Origin of the sequence: Mycobacterium lentiflavum, from assembly GCF_022374895.2 — a bacterium.
In the GTDB taxonomy this organism is placed as follows: Bacteria; Actinomycetota; Actinomycetes; order Mycobacteriales; family Mycobacteriaceae; genus Mycobacterium; species Mycobacterium lentiflavum.
In genome coordinates, this window is sequence record NZ_CP092423.2 from 698,207 (window position 1) to 713,081 (window position 14,875).

A 14,875-nucleotide genomic window follows, 5' to 3' on the forward strand; every position below is an offset into this window, starting at 1 on the left:
GGTGAGCCGAATGCGCCGCTGCGCGACGGGCGTCTAACCTGGGGCGCGATGGTGAACAAATCCCGAACGCTTGCGGCAATGCTCGCCACGGTCGCCCTCGCCGCGGTGATGACCGGTTGCTTGCATCGGGCGGCGAACGCCCCGCAGGCGAGCGATCCCGCCGCGGCGGAGTTCGCCAATACGGTGCGCAACAGGGTCACGGCCGACGCGATGATGGTGCACCTGACCAAGCTGCAAGACATCGCCAACGCCAATAACGGCACCCGGGCGGTGGGCACGCCCGGCTACGACGCCAGCGTCGACTATGTGGTGAATACGTTGCGCCACAGCGGTTTCGACGTGCAGACCCCCGAGTTTTCGGCGCGGGTTTTTCATTCCGAGAAGCCCACCGTGACCGTCGGCGGCAAGGCCGTCGAGGCGCGGGCGCTCGAGTTCAGCCTCGGCACCGGACCCGACGGGGTGAGCGGCCCGTTGCTGGTGGTGTCGGCGGGCAACGGCCAGGCTTGCGCGGCCTCGGACTACGACAATCTTGCGGTGCAGGGCGCGGTGGTCTTGGTGGACCGCGGCACTTGCCCGTTCGCGCAGAAGGAGGACGCCGCCGCACAGCGCGGCGCCGTGGCGTTGATCGTCGCCGACAATGTCGACGAGGAACAGATGGGCGGGACGCTCGGGGCGAACACCGTCGTGAAGATTCCTTCGGTCGGTGTCACCAAGTCCACCGGTTTGCAGCTGCGCGCCCACCCCGGGCCGGTCACGATCAAACTGGACGCCAGCAGCCAGAGTTTCAAAGCGCGCAACATCATCGCGCAGACCAAGACGGGCTCGCCCACCGACGTGGTGATGGCGGGCGCGCATCTGGACAGCGTGCCCGCGGGCCCGGGCATCAACGACAACGGCTCTGGCGTCGCCGCAGTCTTGGAAACCGCAGTGCAGCTGGGGAATTCGCCCCAGGTGCACAACGCGGTGCGGTTCGCGTTCTGGGGCGCCGAAGAACTCGGATTGATCGGATCGCGCAATTACGTCGAATCGCTTAATTCCGAGGACCTCAAAAGCATTGCGCTATACCTGAACTTCGACATGCTGGCCTCGCCGAACCCCGGTTACTTCACCTATGACGGTGATCAATCCCTGCCGGCGGACACCCGCGGTCAACCGGTGGTGCCAGAAGGTTCGGCCGGTATCGAGCGCACGCTGGTTGCCTACCTGAAGGCGGCCGGCAAGACCGCCGAGGACACGCAATTCGACGGACGCTCCGACTACGACGGCTTCACCCAGGCCGGTATCCCGTCGGGCGGTCTGTTCTCCGGCGCGGAAGCAAAGAAGTCCGCCGACCAAGTCAAGTTGTGGGGTGGGACGGCAGATGAGCCGTTCGATCCGAACTACCACAAGAGCACTGACACCCTCGACCACATCGACCGCGCCTCGCTGGGCATCAACGGCGCCGGCGTGGCCTACGCGATCGCCCTGTACGCCCAGGACCTCACCGGACACAATGGGGTGCCCGCCATGGCTGACCGCACCCGTCACGTGCTTGCAAAACCATGATCCGCTACCTGCGCTCGGTGTTGGTGCTGATCGGGCTGGTGGCAGGGTGCTCGTCGCCGCGGCAGGGGCCGGCGGCCGCCGCGCCGGACCTTGGCCGTGTGCTGGCCGGAAAGGTCACTGCCGATGGGATGTTCGTGCACCTGCGGGCGCTGCAGGACATCGCCAACGCCAACAAGGGGAACCGGGCAGAGGGGACGCCGGGCTATGACGCCAGCGTCGATTATGTCGTGAAAGCGTTGCGCGGCAAGGGGTTCGACGTGGCCACGCCGCAGTTCGATCGGCTGTACGCGGTGTCGCCGGGTAAACCGTCGCTGACGATCGCCGACAGCAGCTATTCGGTGGACCAGGCCTCGCTGCTGGTGCGGACACCGCCCGGCGGTCTTAGCGGCCAACCGGCGAAGCCCACGCAATCATCGGGGTGCGCGGCGGGTGATTACCCGGCCGCGCTGCCCGCGGGGGCCATCGCGGTCGTCGACGACGCGCGCTGCTCGGTGGTCGACAAGCAGAACAGCGCCAGGGCAAAGGGAGCCGCGGCAGTGATCGTGGTCAGCACGCCCACCGGCGAAGGAGCCCCGCCCACGTTGTTCACCCCGGGCTACTACAAGCAGCTGACCATGCCGGTCGCTGTCGTGAGTAGCTACGGTGGCAGCGCGCTGTCCCACGCCACCGCACCGGTGCGCCTGGTGCTGGACGCCGAGAACATCAAGATCACATCGCGAAACGTGCTGGCACAGACCAAGACCGGCTCGACGAACGACGTGATCATGGTTGGCGCCCATCTCGACGGTCCGCGTAGCGGTCCGGGCATCAACGACAACGGGTCCGGGGTGGCCGCGGTGCTGGAAACCGCACTGCAGCTGGGCCCGCTGGCCCCGGTGAACAACGCGGTGCGGTTCGTGTTCTGGGGGGCCGACGAGGACGGGCTCAACGGCGTCATGGATTACGTATTCGGCCTGGATGACGAGCAACTCAACGACATCGCGATGTACCTGGACTTCAATTTGCTCGGTTCGCCCAACGCCGGCTTCTTCACCGACGACGGCGATCAATCCGGCCCGCCCGGACAGGGGATCGCGTCCGCTGATGTGCCCGAGGGGTCGGCCGGTATCGAGCGCACGCTGTCCGGCTATCTCAATCTAGCCGGCAAGCGGCCCGCCGACATGCCGTTGGGCGCCCGGACCGACTACCACCCCTTCATGATCGCGGGGGTACCGATCGGCGGCATGAGCACCGGCGCATCGCAGCTGAAATCCCCTGTGCAAGCTCGCCTGTGGGGCGGCAAGGCCGGTGTCGGGTTTGACCCCAATTATCAAAGCCCGCGCGACACGATCGACAACATCAACCGGGAAGCATTGGCCGTCATGGGTTCTGGCGTGGCATACGCGGCGGGCAGCTACGCCATGTCGATTTCCGGCGCCAACGGGGTCCCGCTCCACGACAAACGGCATCGCACCCGGTTACCCTAGCGGCGTTTGCTGGGCCGCTGGTTTTCGCTACGCTGTTCAACCAGCGGACCTAGAATGAGAACCCTTTGATGCTGCCGTGCAGCCGGTCGGGATGAGGTTGGGCATGATGAACCGCGGGCAAGTTCGACTTCGGTTGCATGGCAACCGCAGGCGCGTCATCAGCGGTTCGCTGAGGGCGGCAATTGCCTGTGCAGCGACGGTGTTGGTGGTAGCGGGCTGTACGACGGTCCTCGGCGGGCGGCCCTTGTCGATGCTCAACGACCCGTTCCGGGTCAGCGACCTGCTCGCCACCGACGGCCACAGCGGGATCCGCGAGAACCCGCCGCCGCCGACCGGCACGGTGATCAACACCGACAACGGACTGATCGACAAGTTGGCGTTGCTGTCGGTTAACGACATCGAGGACTACTGGAAATCGGCGTACAGCCAGTCGTTGAAGGGCACGTTCCTGCCCGTCGCGAAGCTGGTCTCCTACGACTCCAACGATCCGAGCAGTCCGATCGTTTGCCACAACGAAACGTACAAGCTCGTCAACGCCTTTTTCACGTCCCGCTGCAACCTGATCGCCTGGGACCGCGCAGTGTTCATGCCGGTCGCGCAGAAATATTTCGGCGACATGGCCGTCACCGGCGTGCTGGCGCACGAGTTCGGGCACGCCTTGCAGCAGATGGCGAACCTGGTGACGAAGAGGGACCCGACCATCGTTCGTGAGCAGCAGGCCGACTGCTTCGCGGGGGTCTATCTGTATTGGGTGGCCGCCGGGAAATCGCCGCGTTTCACGTTGAGCACCGCCGACGGCCTCGATCATGTGCTGGCCGGGATCATTGTCACCCGTGACCCGATGATGGATGCCGAAACCGAGAACGACGACGAGCACGGGTCGGCCCTGGATCGGGTCGGCGCCTTCCAGATGGGTTTCGTCAGCGGCGCTTCGGCGTGCGCGGGAATCAACCAGCAGGAAATCGCCCAACGCCGCGGAGACCTGCCCAAGGCGTTGCAGACCGATCCCAACGGGGACCCGCAGAGTGGTGAGGTCGCGATCAACGAAGACACGCTGTCGACGTTGATGGAGCTGTTGGGAAAGGTGTTCTCGCCGCAGAGCGCGCCGACCCTGTCCTTCCACACGACCCCGTGCCCGGATGCGAAACCCAGTCCGCCCGCGTCCTACTGCCCGGCCACCAACACCATCATGGTCGACCTGGCCGGCCTGGCGGCGATGGCCAAGGTCTCCGACGAGAAGGAACACACCCTGCCGCAAGGTGATGACACCGCGCTGTCGATCGTCATGTCGAGATACGCGCTTGCGGTACAACACGAACGCGGTCTACCGATGCAGAGCCCGTGGACCGCGCTGCGGACCGCGTGCCTGACCGGTGTGGTGCACCGCAAGATGGCCGAACCCATCGACACCCCCTCCCACAAGGAGCTGCTGCTGACCGCGGGTGATCTCGACGAGGCCGTCGCCGGCTTGCTCACCAACCACATGGTCGCCAGCGATGCGGACGGGACCAGCGTGCCCGCCGGCTTCACGCGCATAGCGGCATTCCGCGGCGGCGTGGCCGGCAACATGGACGCGTGCTACACCCGGTATCCCGGCTAACCAAGGCGTAGAGTAAGCAACCACTTGACCTCAGGAGGCGTCCGTGACGGAAGAACCGCCCAGCTATCCGCCCCCACCGGGCGAATCCGGATATCCGCCACCGGGACAGGGTTATTCGCCGCCGCCACCGCCCAGCTATCCGCCCCCACCGGGCGAATCCGGATATCCGCCGCCGGGACAGGGTTATTCGCCGCCGCCGCCTGGACCGACCTATCCGCCAGGGCCGGGCGACAGTTACCCGCCGACGCCGCCGGGTTATGCGCCCCCGCGGGGTCCCGGTTATCCGACGGCCGTCGGCACCAATAGCATGGCCATCGCGTCGTTGGTCTGCTCGTTGTTGGGCTGGCTCTGCGGCATCGGGCCGATCCTCGGCATCATCTTCGGCATCATCGCCCTGGGCAAGATCAAGCAGACCGGTGAGGGTGGCCGCGGGTTGGCCATCGCCGGAATCGCGATCGGTGCGGTCCTGATCGTGGTCGGCATCGTCATCGGGATCCTCAGCGCGATCACCGGGAGTGTGGAGCGGGAGCGGTACCACGACAGGTATTCGGGAGCCCCCGCGACGGTTCTCACCGTCGACCTACCGGCCCTCTCGGGCATCGCTGCCTAAATACGCTGGCGCTCAACCGATCTCGACGAGCCGCGGAACTAACTCGTCGCCGAGGCGGCGGATGAAGCCGACCGGATCGGGATTTCCCGGCAGCGGGCCGACGTTGATCATCGTGAATCCCAGCTCGGCGTACCGTTCCACGGTCTTCAGGTAGCCGTCGACGTCCTCGAACGGGTCGGCAAAACTGCCAACCGTTTTCCGGATGTCGCCGGGGTCCCGGCCCACGGTGTCGCAGTGCCGATTCAGCACGTCGATCTTGTGCTGGAGCCCGTCGACCTCTTGAACCGTGCTGTTCCAGATGTCGGCATATTGTGCGACCAGTCGCAGCGTCTTCTTCTCGCCGCCGCCACCGATCAGGATCGGCGGGCGCCGAATCGGTTGCGGCTCACAGATTGTCTCGGCCAGCTGATAGTGCTTGCCGGCGTACGGCCCGTTGTCGTCGCTCCACATCTGCCGGCAGATGTGCAGCGTCTCCTCGAGCATCTCGAAGCGCTGGCTCACCGGCGGATAGGGAATGCCCAGGGCCGCGTGTTCGCGGTCGTACCACGCGGCGCCTAGGCCCAGCATCGAGCGGCCCCGCGACAGCACGTCCAAGGTGGTGACCGTTTTGGCCAGCACACCCGGGTAACGATATGTGACACCGGTGACCATCAGGGTGAGGTCGATCGTAGTCGTCTGCCCGGCAAGGAAACCCAGCGATGTGTAGCCCTCGAGGAATGGATCCTCGGCGGGCCGCCCGGTGTTCTCCATCTGAAGGAAATGATCGGCCAGGGTAAACATCGTCGCGCCCGCCTGCTCCGCGGTCTTTGCCGCGCTGGTCAACGTCGGACCCAGCTCCGCGGTGTCGCCGGGCAGAAAGTCGATAAAATGCACACCTATTTCCATTGCAGCCAATGCCCTTTCAGGATTCGGTCAATCGTTCAAGCAGTGCTAGCGCGTCGACGATGATGCGGCGCTCGGCTTCGGAGTAGCGCTCCTGCAACTCGCGCGCCAGCCACTCCTCCCGCACTTGGCGATCGCTTTCGGCGCGCTGACGGCCCGCCTTGGTCAACGAGACCACTTGGCGCCGACCATCTTCGGGGTCGGGGGTGCGCTCGATGAGTCCGCGTTGGCCAAGGGCGGCCAGGATGGTCGCCATCGACTGAGGACGTATCCGCTCTGCGCCGGCCAACGCGCTGGCCGACGATGCTCCCTCTTTCCAGAGCCGGGTGAGCACCGCTGTCTGTGACGGGGTCAGATCGTTGCGGACCTCGACATCTCGCAGCCGACGTCGTAGGCGGCTGAACACCACTCGAATGTCTCGGGCGGCGGTTGCAGCGGACTCGCCGATGCCATCCATATCACCACCGTAAACTAGACAGTCCAAACTGTCCAGTCTTGACTGTCTAAATGGTGCGGGCTGTCAGGTCATGCAGACGTTGGAGAACAGCAGCACCGGCCACGACACGATCGAGCCGAGGAACGACACCACCAGGTCGGCGCCCTGCATGCCGCGAAGATGGGCGGTGTGTGTCGATGACCAGATCAGCCCGACGATCGAATAGGGGATGCCCAGCAGCACCGCGAGTGCGATCCACTCGGCCACCGTCATCTCGTAGTTCAACAACTGCCGCAGCTTGGCGATCAACCGACCGACTCCTTCCGGGTGTCTGACCTATCGTTGCGCATATGGCAGCGTTGGCGGCAGGAATGGCCCGCATTCGCGACGGGCTCGCGCGTCCGGTTTCGGTCCAGGCACTCATCGAGTTGGCCTTGTGGCTCGCCCTGCCCTACCTGCTGATCGGTTTCTTTTGGGCCACCATTCACCCCGACCGGGTGCGCGAACTAGAGGCCGAATGGGCCAAAGTGAGCCCCGTCAGTCCGGACCTGGTCGCGTTCGGCGAAGCCGCCGCGCTGTGGCCCGCGATTTTGCTGCTTCCCACCACATGCACGCTGCCGGGGCAGTAACGCCTCAGCCCAACAGGCGCAGCGCCGCATCGACCGCGAGCGCGGGCACGTTGAGTGATTTGGACCCTAAATCGTGTCGCGCGCCGGTGATTTCGACGACCTCGGTCGTCGCGGGGATCAATGCCGCGGCATCACGCACCTCGGCCGGCGTGCCGAAGGGGTCCGACGTACCGTGGGTGAACACGGTAGGCACCCGAATAGCGGGCAGGTGTTCGGTGCGGGGTCGTTCCGGCTTTCCCGGTGGATGCACCGGGTAGGAAAACAGTGTCAACACGTCGACCTGAGGCGGGTCTGCCTCGGCGACCACCATCGACGTCTGCCGGCCGCCGTAGGAGTGTCCGCCCGCGATCAGCGGGCCCTGGGCAAGGTTGCGGCACAACGCGATTGCCTCGTCGATTCCGGCGCGGTCGGTGGCCGCTGAGCCGGACGGCGGCCCTTTGGGACGGCGCCGCCGGTAGGGCAGGTTGTACCGAACCGCCAGCCAGCCGCGCCGCGCCCACTCGTCGCAAATGCGTTGCAGCAGAGCCGATTCGCGGTTGCCGCCGGCGCCGTGCGTGAGCACCACGACACCGTGCGCGACGCCGTCGGGCTGGTGCGCGATACCCGCGATCTGGTCGAGATTCACAACAGCCGGAACAGCGGCGAGACCGGGCCGTGGCCCTGGCCGAGTGGGTAAGCGGCACGCAGGCATTCGGTGACCCATCGTTTCCCGAATGCGACGGCCTCGGGAACGGTCAACCCGTGGGCCAGCGCGCAGGCGATCGCGGCGGCCAGCGTGTCACCGCCGCCGTGGTCGTTGCCGGTCGCGATGCGCTCGGTATCGAAATCGTGAAAATCCGCACCGTCATAGAGCAGGTCGCAACTGCGTTGCGATGAGCGTAGGTGACCGCCCTTGACCAGCACCCATTGCGGGCCCAGCGCGTGCAGTGCCTTGGCCGCCGCGCGCTGCGACTCGGCGTCCACCACGTCGAGTCCGACCAGCAGCCGCACCTCGTCGAGATTCGGCGTCACCAGCGTTGCCAACGGAAACAGTTGCGTACGAAGCGAATCCAGGGCCGCCGGCGCCATCAGCGCATCGCCGTGCATGGAAGCCGCCACCGGGTCGACGACAAGGGGCACCGTCAATCCGAGCCGGCGCCAGGTGGCGGCCACGGTGTCGATGATGCGCGGTGACGCCAACATCCCGGTCTTGGCGGCCTGAATGCCGATGTCGCTGACCACCGCTTCGATCTGGCCGGCGACCACGTCTTCGGGAACCTGGTGAAAGCTCTTGACTCCCACCGTATTCTGCACGGTGACCGCGGTAACCGCAATGCACGCGTGCACACCCAGCAACGCAAAGGTGCGCATGTCGGCTTGGATACCCGCGCCACCTCCGGAGTCCGATCCGGCGATGGACAGCACCCGGCGCGGTGTCACGCCCGGCGGTGGAACCGGCAGGTCCGGAGGCTGGTGGCTCACTGCGTGATCGGCAGATACACCCGGTTGCCGTGCTCGGCGAACTCGCGCGACTTCTCGGCCATGCCGCTGGCAAGCATGGCTTCGATGTCCTCTTCGGTCTCCAGGCCGTGCTTGGCGGCGTAGTCGCGGACATCCTGGGTGATGCGCATCGAGCAGAACTTCGGCCCACACATCGAGCAGAAGTGCGCGGCCTTGGCGGGCGCGGCGGGCAGCGTCTCGTCGTGGTACTCCCGCGCGGTATCGGGATCCAGCGACAGCGCGAACTGGTCGTTCCACCGGAACTCGAAACGCGCCTGGCTCAACGCGTTGTCGCGGTCCTGCGCGTGCGGATGACCCTTGGCGAGATCGCCTGCGTGGGCGGCGATTTTGTAGGCGATCACACCGTCCTTGACGTCCTTGCGGTCCGGCAGCCCGAGGTGCTCCTTCGGGGTGACGTAGCAGAGCATCGCGGTGCCGGCCTGGGCGATGATGGCCGCGCCGATCGCCGAGGTGATGTGGTCGTAGGCCGGCGCGATGTCGGTGGCCAGCGGGCCCAGCGTGTAGAAGGGCGCCTCCTCGCACAGCTCCTCTTCCAGCCGCACGTTCTCGACGATCTTGTGCATCGGGACATGCCCGGGGCCCTCGATCATCACCTGCACGCCATGGGCTTTCGCGATCTTGGTCAGTTCACCCAAGGTCCGCAGCTCGGCGAACTGCGCGGCGTCGTTGGCGTCGGCGATGGATCCCGGCCGCAGCCCGTCGCCCAGTGAGAAGGTCACGTCGTACTGGGCCAGGATGTCGCAGAGCTCTTCGAAGTTGGTGTAGAGGAACGACTCCTGATGGTGCGCCAGGCACCAGGCCGCCATGATCGACCCACCGCGCGACACGATGCCGGTGACCCGCTTGGCGGTCAGTGGCACATACCGCAGCAGCACGCCGGCGTGCACCGTCATGTAGTCCACGCCCTGCTCGCATTGCTCGATCACGGTGTCGCGGTAGAGCTCCCAGGTCAATTCGGTAGGGTCGCCGTTGACCTTCTCCAGCGCCTGGTAGATCGGGACGGTGCCGACCGGCACCGGTGAGTTGCGCAGGATCCACTCGCGGGTCTCGTGGATGTTCTTGCCGGTGGACAGGTCCATGATGGTGTCGGCGCCCCAGCGGGTCGCCCACACCATCTTGTCGACCTCTTCGGCGATCGACGACGTCACGGCCGAGTTGCCGATGTTCGCGTTGACCTTGGTCGCGAACGTCTTGCCGATGATCATCGGCTCGATCTCGGGGTGGTTGTGGTTGGCCGGGATGACCGCACGTCCGCGGGCGACCTCGTCGCGCACCAGCTCGGCCGCCATGCCCTCGCGCGCGGCGATGAACGCCATCTCGGCGGTGATCTCACCGGCGCGGGCCCGCTGCAGCTGAGTACCGCGGTCGCGGACCATGCCGGGGCGGGGCGGCAGCCCGGCGGTCAGGTCGATCGCGGCCTCCGGATCGGTGTAGGGCCCGGAGGTGTCGTACAAATCGAAGTGCTCGCCGTTGGAGAGGTTCACCCGGCGCAACGGCACGCGGGCTCCGGGAACCTCGTCGAGCTCCCGATACGCCTTCGTGCTGCCCCAGATCGGCCCGGTGGTCACGGAAACGGTGTCCACGGTGGTGGAAATAACGTCAGTCATATTTCTCCCTACGCCGGCATTACCCGGTCAGGTTCGTACGGTCGACGGCCCCAAGCCGTCCTCTCAGCACACTCGGCGTGCGCTCCCGCGGTTGGTTACTTTTCGGTGGCTAAAACGCCCGTAGGCGACGTTACCCCCACTCCGGGCCATCCGCGCCGCCCGGGAGCGCCCAAGCGGTCCAGATTGCGAAAAATATCGACCGGCGTCGCCACGAAATCGGTTCCGATCAGCGGATCGCTCTTCCGTCAATTCCCCGAAGTGAGATGATGAACGACGTGCAGCAGCCCAAGCAAGCGGGCACCGCGACAGTCACCCGGACTCGGAAGCAGCCGACGAGGGGGACCGGGGGCGCCGCGATTTCATACCTGAACGTCGGCAGCTTCAAATTCTGGTTCGACGGCGAACGCTGGGAGTGGTCCGACGAAGTCGCGCGGATGCACGGTTACGAGCCGGGAACGGTCGCACCGACGACGAAACTGATGTTGTCCCACAAACATCCCGACGATCGGGCGCACGTCCGCGATCTGCTCCACCATGCGTTGCACTCCGGGGAGTCATTCTCTAGTCGTCACCGCTTTATCGACACGTCCGGTGCGGTGCACGACGCGATCGTCGTGGCGGATCGCATCGTCGACGACGAATCGGGTGCGGTGCGGGGGACGGCGGGCTACTACATCGACTTGAGCGGCCTCGACGAAGCCCGTCACGAAAGCCGCCAGGAAGTTCTCGACGAGGCGCTGCCGGATCTGTTCGAAAACCGGTCGGCTATCGAGCAGGCCAAAGGCGTGATGATGGCCATCTACCGGGTCAGCCCCGACCAGGCGTTTCGGGTGCTGCAGTGGCGTTCGCAAGCGACCAACATCAAGCTGCGTACGCTGGCCAAGCAACTGATTCAGGAGGTCAGCGAGCTGCCGCCGATGTCAGCGGTGGTGCAGAGCCAGGTCGACCATCTGCTGCTGACGATGCACGAGCGCATCCCCGCAGAAGACGGCCGCTAGACCTCTTCCATCGCTTCGCCGATTTCTTCCAGCAGCCGGTTGTGGTGGTTGCTGGCCAATATGTGTCCGGCGGCGATGACCAGGGCGACCGGCCAGTCGATCAGTTCAAGGGCGGCCAGGGCGGCCAGGCCGCCGTAGTAGGCCAGCTGTTCAGGTCGCGGAATCTCGGTCTGCCCGATCACGGGCAGCTTCACCACGAAGGTTTCGCCTGCGCGAATTTTCTCTACCGCTTCGCGTTGAGATGTTGCACGGCGAGTTTTCTTTTCCGCCATCATTTGCCTTTCAGTAACGAGGGGTTTCCCAACTCGCCGGGTGACTTGGTCACCGTCGGTCTATGTCGACGACCGATTCCCTGGCCGATCCGATATTTTCATCTGTTGCCTCGGTGCTGCGCGTGCCGTTGCTCGAACTCTATGCGCTGCTCTGGCGCGTCGGGATCGTGGAGATCGTCCAGCCCGATCGGACGCATCGCAGGCCACCGCGCTTTTCGTCGCGAGTGATTTCGCGACCCCGGGCGACGATCTGCCCCGACCCGTCAGCTCACGCTGCCGGACGGCCGCATGGTCGGCCCCAACGCGCGTCCGCGTAGGTCAATGCCTTTTTGTTGGCCCTTGTAGTTGGCCCTTGTAGTTGGCCTTGGTTGGCCCGTTAGTTGGTGCTGCGCAACGCCGCCGCGCCGGCGCGACGCCCGGCGGTCTTCTTGGCGGGAGCCTTGGTAGCGGACTTCGACGGCGCGGACTCTTGCGGCGTCGACTCCGTCGGTACCGGCTTGAGCTGGGCTTTCGCGGGGCCCTGGGACTTGTGGCTGAGCCGGTGCAACACCAGCGCGCCGCCGCCGACCGCCAGTAGCAGCGGCCACTCGACGAGCCCGGCCACGCCCAGCGCGCCGATGGCCAGCGCGGCTGCCGGGGTGGAGTGGCTGCCCGAGTTGATCCCGCGCTTGATGCCCTCGGCCGCTCCGGTTACCCCACCCACGATTCCATTGATTGCCGCGCCTCCGACGGCACCCGCAGCAGCGGTGGTGGCATCCGCCGCGCGATTGACAGTTTTGCCCGCGTTACGGACTGCCCCTCCGACGACACCCATGATGACTCCCTGGATCCTTGGTCGCTCTGGCTGCAAACCGCGTAGCAATATGTATACCCGCCGAACGGGAAGTTAACAGCAGTCACGAAAATTGTGCACGTATCTAACAACGCAAGATGCTGCCACGTCCGAAACGTACTCACAACGCGAAGTCGGCTGGAATTTGTGCGGTCACCCGGGATTCAAGTCGACCAATACCGGCGCGTGATCGCTGGGTGCCTTGCCCTTGCGTTCGTCCCGGACAATCTGCGCATCGGCGACGCGCCCGGCCAGCGCCGGTGAGGCGAGGATGAAGTCGATGCGCATACCTTGCTTCTTCGGGAACCGCAGCTGCGTGTAATCCCAATAGGTATAGACGCCGGGGCCCGGGGTGAAAGGCCGTACTACGTCGGTGAATTGCGCTTCGACAATCGCATTGAACGCCCGGCGTTCGGGCTCGGAGACATGAGTGGCGCCGGCGAAGAATTCGGTGCTCCAGACGTCGTCGTCGGTCGGTGCGATGTTCCAGTCGCCGACCATTGCGATCTGAGCGGTGGGATCATCGTGCAGCCAGCCGGCGGCCGTATCACGCAGGGCGGCAAGCCATTCCAGCTTATAGGTGTAGTGCGGGTCGGCCAGGGTGCGGCCGTTAGGCACGTAGAGACTCCACACCCGGACGCCGCCGCAGGTCGCGCCCAGGGCGCGGGCTTCGGCGGATGCGGCCACTTCCGGCTTGCTGCTCCAGCTGGGCTGGCCGTCGAATCCGACCTGCACGTCGTCCAGGCCCACGCGAGACGCGATCGCCACGCCGTTCCACTGGTTGAAGCCGACGTGGGCGACCTCGTAGCCGAGTTCCACGAACGGCAGGGCGGGGAACTGGCTGTCGGAGCACTTGGTCTCCTGCATGGCCAGTACGTCGACCTCGGCGCGGGCGAGCCAATCGGTGACGCGGTCCAGGCGAGTGCGAATCGAGTTGACGTTCCAGGTCGCAAGTCGCACAGCTAGACGGTATCCCAGCCGGCCGACCGGGCTTCGAAGTAGCGACGGCGATGGTGCAGCCGGAAGCCGAGGGTGTCGGCGAGTCCGGCGGTTGCCGTATCGCCCTCGGCGACCGCGAGGTACGCGCGGGTGGCGCCGCGGCGCGCACCCCAGACCAACAGGTCTTCTCGCGGCGCCGACAGGCCCACCCAGCGCGTGCCGTCGGGCGCTTCGGTCACGGCCGCACCCGGCAGGGTGGCCGGCGAGTCGGGGTCCGGCGCCGCCCGCTCACCCACGTCGCGCACCAACACGCGCTCGGTGTGATCGGCCACCGCGGTGCGCGGCGGGCTCAGCAAGCGGTCCGGGATGGCCAGCAGCGGGGACCGACCGCGACGCTCGTACCAGGCGACGATCGCCGGGACTGAGCTGAACCGGGCGGAAATATCTAGTGGCACTGCCGAATTCGAGGCAAGGCCGGCTTCGCCGAACCGCAGCCGCCAGCCGTCCAGCCAGGCGTGCGCCTGGCCGGGCCAGGCCGCCGCGGCGGCGCACTCCAGCGCGCGGATCGCCGACGTGCGCACCGGTGCGTCGGTCAACACCCGCAGGGCCACCACGTCGGCGGCCGCGAATTCGACGACCGCCCGCGTCTTCGTCTGCACCTGCACCACCGGGTCCACCGCCAACAGGTGCCCGACCGCATCCGTGAGCGGCGGCACCGATCCGGCCGGACGCCGGTAGCGAATTGTCACCCGGGTTCCGAGCGCGGGCCACGAGACCATCAGTGACCGAACGGATCCGGTCCCTCGCCGGGCATCCAGGACAGCCCGGGTACACCCCAGCCGTGGGATTTGACGGTGCGCTTCGCGGCGCGGGCGTGCCGTCCGATCAGACGGTCCAGGTAGAGGAAGCCGTCCAGGTGGCCCGTCTCGTGCTGCAGCATCCGGGCGAACAGTCCGGTGCCCTCGATGGTGATCGGTTTGCCGTCGGCGTCCAGCCCGGTGACTCGCGCCCACTTCGCACGCCCGGTGGGAAACGACTCACCGGGAACCGACAGGCACCCCTCGTCGTCGTCGCTCGGGTCGGGCATGGTCTCGGGTATCTCGGAGGTTTCCAGTATCGGGTTGACGATGACACCGCGGCGGCGCTCGGTCATGCCGCGGTCGTCGGCACAGTCGTAGACGAACAGCCGCAGGCCGTGCCCGATCTGATTAGCGGCCAGGCCGACGCCGTGGGCGGCGTCCATCGTGTCGTACATGTCGGAGATCAACCCGGCGAGGTCCGCCGGCAGCGAACCGTCGGCATCGACGGGCACCGGTGTGGTCGGTGTGTGCAACACCGGATCGCCCACGATGCGGATTGGTACGACTGCCATGGTCGGCTAGCTTAAGCCCGCCGACGATGCGCGCCGCAAAGCGGCGGGCTGTGGAGGCGGGCAATCGAACCAAGCCCGCCGACGATGCGCGCCGGAAAGTAAGCAATGCAGGCAATCCGCCGACTCGCGGGTCTGGATGAGGGCTTGAGGGTTCGCGGCGTGATTCAATATTCGCCGAAACATGCCC

At 66.1% G+C, this 14,875-nt stretch carries 18 protein-coding genes; 7 read left to right on the forward strand and 11 right to left on the reverse strand.

The features are described 5' to 3' along the window. The first annotated feature begins 48 nt into the window (after positions 1 to 48). The 4 genes from MJO58_RS03345 (at position 49) to MJO58_RS03360 (ending at position 5,221) form a co-directional block, all read left to right on the forward strand. Complete coding sequence (locus tag MJO58_RS03345) at positions 49 to 1,545, forward strand: M28 family metallopeptidase (RefSeq protein WP_239722009.1); 1,497 nt, start codon at positions 49 to 51, stop codon at positions 1,543 to 1,545. Continuing rightward, positions 1,542 to 3,011 (forward strand): M28 family peptidase, encoded by a 1,470-nt coding sequence (locus MJO58_RS03350; protein ID WP_239722010.1) that lies wholly within the window; start codon positions 1,542 to 1,544, stop codon positions 3,009 to 3,011. The genes MJO58_RS03345 and MJO58_RS03350 overlap by 4 nt, the downstream gene beginning before the upstream one ends. A 103-nt stretch (positions 3,012 to 3,114) precedes the next feature. Then, the gene (locus MJO58_RS03355) at positions 3,115 to 4,611 is read left to right on the forward strand and encodes a neutral zinc metallopeptidase (protein WP_239722011.1); all 1,497 of its coding nucleotides are present in this window, start codon (positions 3,115 to 3,117) and stop codon (positions 4,609 to 4,611) included. Positions 4,612 to 4,654: 43 nt separating this feature from the next. Continuing rightward, entirely contained in the window at positions 4,655 to 5,221 is a 567-nt protein-coding gene (locus MJO58_RS03360) for a DUF4190 domain-containing protein (RefSeq protein ID WP_239722012.1), read from the forward strand. 12 nt (positions 5,222 to 5,233) lie between these two features. Here MJO58_RS03360 and MJO58_RS03365 read toward each other — a convergent pair whose 3' ends face one another. The 3 genes from MJO58_RS03365 to MJO58_RS03375 all read right to left on the reverse strand — a co-directional run bounded on the left by MJO58_RS03365 (position 5,234) and on the right by MJO58_RS03375 (position 6,812). Continuing rightward, entirely contained in the window at positions 5,234 to 6,106 is an 873-nt protein-coding gene (locus MJO58_RS03365) for an LLM class F420-dependent oxidoreductase (protein WP_090599479.1), read from the reverse strand. 16 nt (positions 6,107 to 6,122) lie between these two features. Beyond that, positions 6,123 to 6,560 carry a MarR family winged helix-turn-helix transcriptional regulator gene (locus tag MJO58_RS03370; RefSeq protein ID WP_090599482.1) on the reverse strand — a complete coding sequence of 146 codons (438 nt, stop codon included), beginning with the start codon at positions 6,558 to 6,560 and terminating at the stop codon, positions 6,123 to 6,125. Positions 6,561 to 6,623: 63 nt separating this feature from the next. Next, a complete protein-coding gene (locus MJO58_RS03375; RefSeq protein WP_420845402.1) occupies positions 6,624 to 6,812 on the reverse strand; it encodes a hypothetical protein in 189 nt (62 codons plus the stop codon). Positions 6,813 to 6,889: 77 nt separating this feature from the next. Between MJO58_RS03375 and MJO58_RS03380 the strand changes: the two genes are divergently transcribed. Beyond that, a complete protein-coding gene (locus MJO58_RS03380) occupies positions 6,890 to 7,168 on the forward strand; it encodes a hypothetical protein (protein ID WP_239722013.1) in 279 nt (92 codons plus the stop codon). A gap of 4 nt (positions 7,169 to 7,172) precedes the next feature. Here the strand turns inward: MJO58_RS03380 and MJO58_RS03385 are convergent, their stop codons facing one another. The 3 genes from MJO58_RS03385 to thiC are packed head-to-tail and all read right to left on the reverse strand — an operon-like array spanning position 7,173 to position 10,275. Next, on the reverse strand, positions 7,173 to 7,793 hold the full coding sequence (locus tag MJO58_RS03385) for an alpha/beta hydrolase family protein (protein ID WP_239722014.1): 621 nt from the start codon (positions 7,791 to 7,793) through the stop codon (positions 7,173 to 7,175). Continuing rightward, on the reverse strand, positions 7,790 to 8,629 hold the full coding sequence (thiD, locus tag MJO58_RS03390; RefSeq protein ID WP_175364341.1) for a bifunctional hydroxymethylpyrimidine kinase/phosphomethylpyrimidine kinase: 840 nt from the start codon (positions 8,627 to 8,629) through the stop codon (positions 7,790 to 7,792). Before thiD ends, MJO58_RS03385 begins: the two co-directional genes overlap by 4 nt. Next, positions 8,626 to 10,275, reverse strand: a complete 1,650-nt coding sequence (gene thiC / locus MJO58_RS03395) for a phosphomethylpyrimidine synthase ThiC (RefSeq protein ID WP_434086300.1) — start codon at positions 10,273 to 10,275, stop codon at positions 8,626 to 8,628. The genes thiD and thiC overlap by 4 nt, the downstream gene beginning before the upstream one ends. Positions 10,276 to 10,541: 266 nt before the next feature. Between thiC and MJO58_RS03400 the strand changes: the two genes are divergently transcribed. Next, on the forward strand, positions 10,542 to 11,273 hold the full coding sequence (locus MJO58_RS03400; RefSeq protein ID WP_090608410.1) for a PAS and ANTAR domain-containing protein: 732 nt from the start codon (positions 10,542 to 10,544) through the stop codon (positions 11,271 to 11,273). On the opposite strand, the gene MJO58_RS03405 is transcribed toward MJO58_RS03400, so the two are convergent. Further along, positions 11,270 to 11,545, reverse strand: coding sequence for a hypothetical protein (locus MJO58_RS03405; RefSeq protein WP_090608412.1), 276 nt, complete (start codon positions 11,543 to 11,545; stop codon positions 11,270 to 11,272). The two genes, MJO58_RS03400 and MJO58_RS03405, sit on opposite strands and share 4 nt — an antisense overlap. 62 nt (positions 11,546 to 11,607) lie before the next feature. Between MJO58_RS03405 and MJO58_RS03410 the strand changes: the two genes are divergently transcribed. Further along, positions 11,608 to 11,862 (forward strand): Rv1535 domain-containing protein, encoded by a 255-nt coding sequence (locus MJO58_RS03410; RefSeq protein ID WP_090599496.1) that lies wholly within the window; start codon positions 11,608 to 11,610, stop codon positions 11,860 to 11,862. Positions 11,863 to 11,921: 59 nt separating this feature from the next. On the opposite strand, the gene MJO58_RS03415 is transcribed toward MJO58_RS03410, so the two are convergent. From MJO58_RS03415 to MJO58_RS03430, 4 genes are all read right to left on the reverse strand, one after another. Further along, the gene (locus MJO58_RS03415) at positions 11,922 to 12,359 is read right to left on the reverse strand and encodes a hypothetical protein (RefSeq protein ID WP_239722015.1); all 438 of its coding nucleotides are present in this window, start codon (positions 12,357 to 12,359) and stop codon (positions 11,922 to 11,924) included. 171 nt (positions 12,360 to 12,530) lie between these two features. Then, entirely contained in the window at positions 12,531 to 13,337 is an 807-nt protein-coding gene (locus MJO58_RS03420; RefSeq protein WP_239722016.1) for an exodeoxyribonuclease III, read from the reverse strand. Positions 13,338 to 13,339: 2 nt separating this feature from the next. Continuing rightward, positions 13,340 to 14,095, reverse strand: a complete 756-nt coding sequence (locus MJO58_RS03425) for a GNAT family N-acetyltransferase, cg3035/Rv0428c family (RefSeq protein WP_239722017.1) — start codon at positions 14,093 to 14,095, stop codon at positions 13,340 to 13,342. Continuing rightward, on the reverse strand, positions 14,095 to 14,688 hold the full coding sequence (locus tag MJO58_RS03430; RefSeq protein ID WP_090599509.1) for a peptide deformylase: 594 nt from the start codon (positions 14,686 to 14,688) through the stop codon (positions 14,095 to 14,097). The genes MJO58_RS03425 and MJO58_RS03430 overlap by 1 nt, the downstream gene beginning before the upstream one ends. Positions 14,689 to 14,875 lie beyond the last annotated feature (187 nt).

Bases quoted from the DNA above. Each gene is read 5' to 3' on its own strand.
- MJO58_RS03345 (WP_239722009.1), top strand. From the start codon at position 49: ATGGTGAACAAATCCCGAACGCTTGCGGCAATGCTCGCCACGGTCGCC.
- MJO58_RS03350 (WP_239722010.1), top strand. From the start codon at position 1,542: ATGATCCGCTACCTGCGCTCGGTGTTGGTGCTGATCGGGCTGGTGGCA.
- MJO58_RS03380 (WP_239722013.1), top strand. From the start codon at position 6,890: ATGGCAGCGTTGGCGGCAGGAATGGCCCGCATTCGCGACGGGCTCGCG.
- MJO58_RS03415 (WP_239722015.1), bottom strand. From the start codon at position 12,359: ATGGGTGTCGTCGGAGGGGCAGTCCGTAACGCGGGCAAAACTGTCAAT.
- MJO58_RS03375 (WP_420845402.1), bottom strand. From the start codon at position 6,812: ATGACGGTGGCCGAGTGGATCGCACTCGCGGTGCTGCTGGGCATCCCC.
- MJO58_RS03355 (WP_239722011.1), top strand. From the start codon at position 3,115: ATGATGAACCGCGGGCAAGTTCGACTTCGGTTGCATGGCAACCGCAGG.
- thiC (WP_434086300.1), bottom strand. From the start codon at position 10,275: ATGACTGACGTTATTTCCACCACCGTGGACACCGTTTCCGTGACCACC.
- MJO58_RS03365 (WP_090599479.1), bottom strand. From the start codon at position 6,106: ATGGAAATAGGTGTGCATTTTATCGACTTTCTGCCCGGCGACACCGCG.
- MJO58_RS03400 (WP_090608410.1), top strand. From the start codon at position 10,542: ATGAACGACGTGCAGCAGCCCAAGCAAGCGGGCACCGCGACAGTCACC.
- MJO58_RS03370 (WP_090599482.1), bottom strand. From the start codon at position 6,560: ATGGATGGCATCGGCGAGTCCGCTGCAACCGCCGCCCGAGACATTCGA.
- MJO58_RS03430 (WP_090599509.1), bottom strand. From the start codon at position 14,688: ATGGCAGTCGTACCAATCCGCATCGTGGGCGATCCGGTGTTGCACACA.
- MJO58_RS03410 (WP_090599496.1), top strand. From the start codon at position 11,608: ATGTCGACGACCGATTCCCTGGCCGATCCGATATTTTCATCTGTTGCC.
- MJO58_RS03405 (WP_090608412.1), bottom strand. From the start codon at position 11,545: ATGGCGGAAAAGAAAACTCGCCGTGCAACATCTCAACGCGAAGCGGTA.
- MJO58_RS03425 (WP_239722017.1), bottom strand. From the start codon at position 14,095: ATGGTCTCGTGGCCCGCGCTCGGAACCCGGGTGACAATTCGCTACCGG.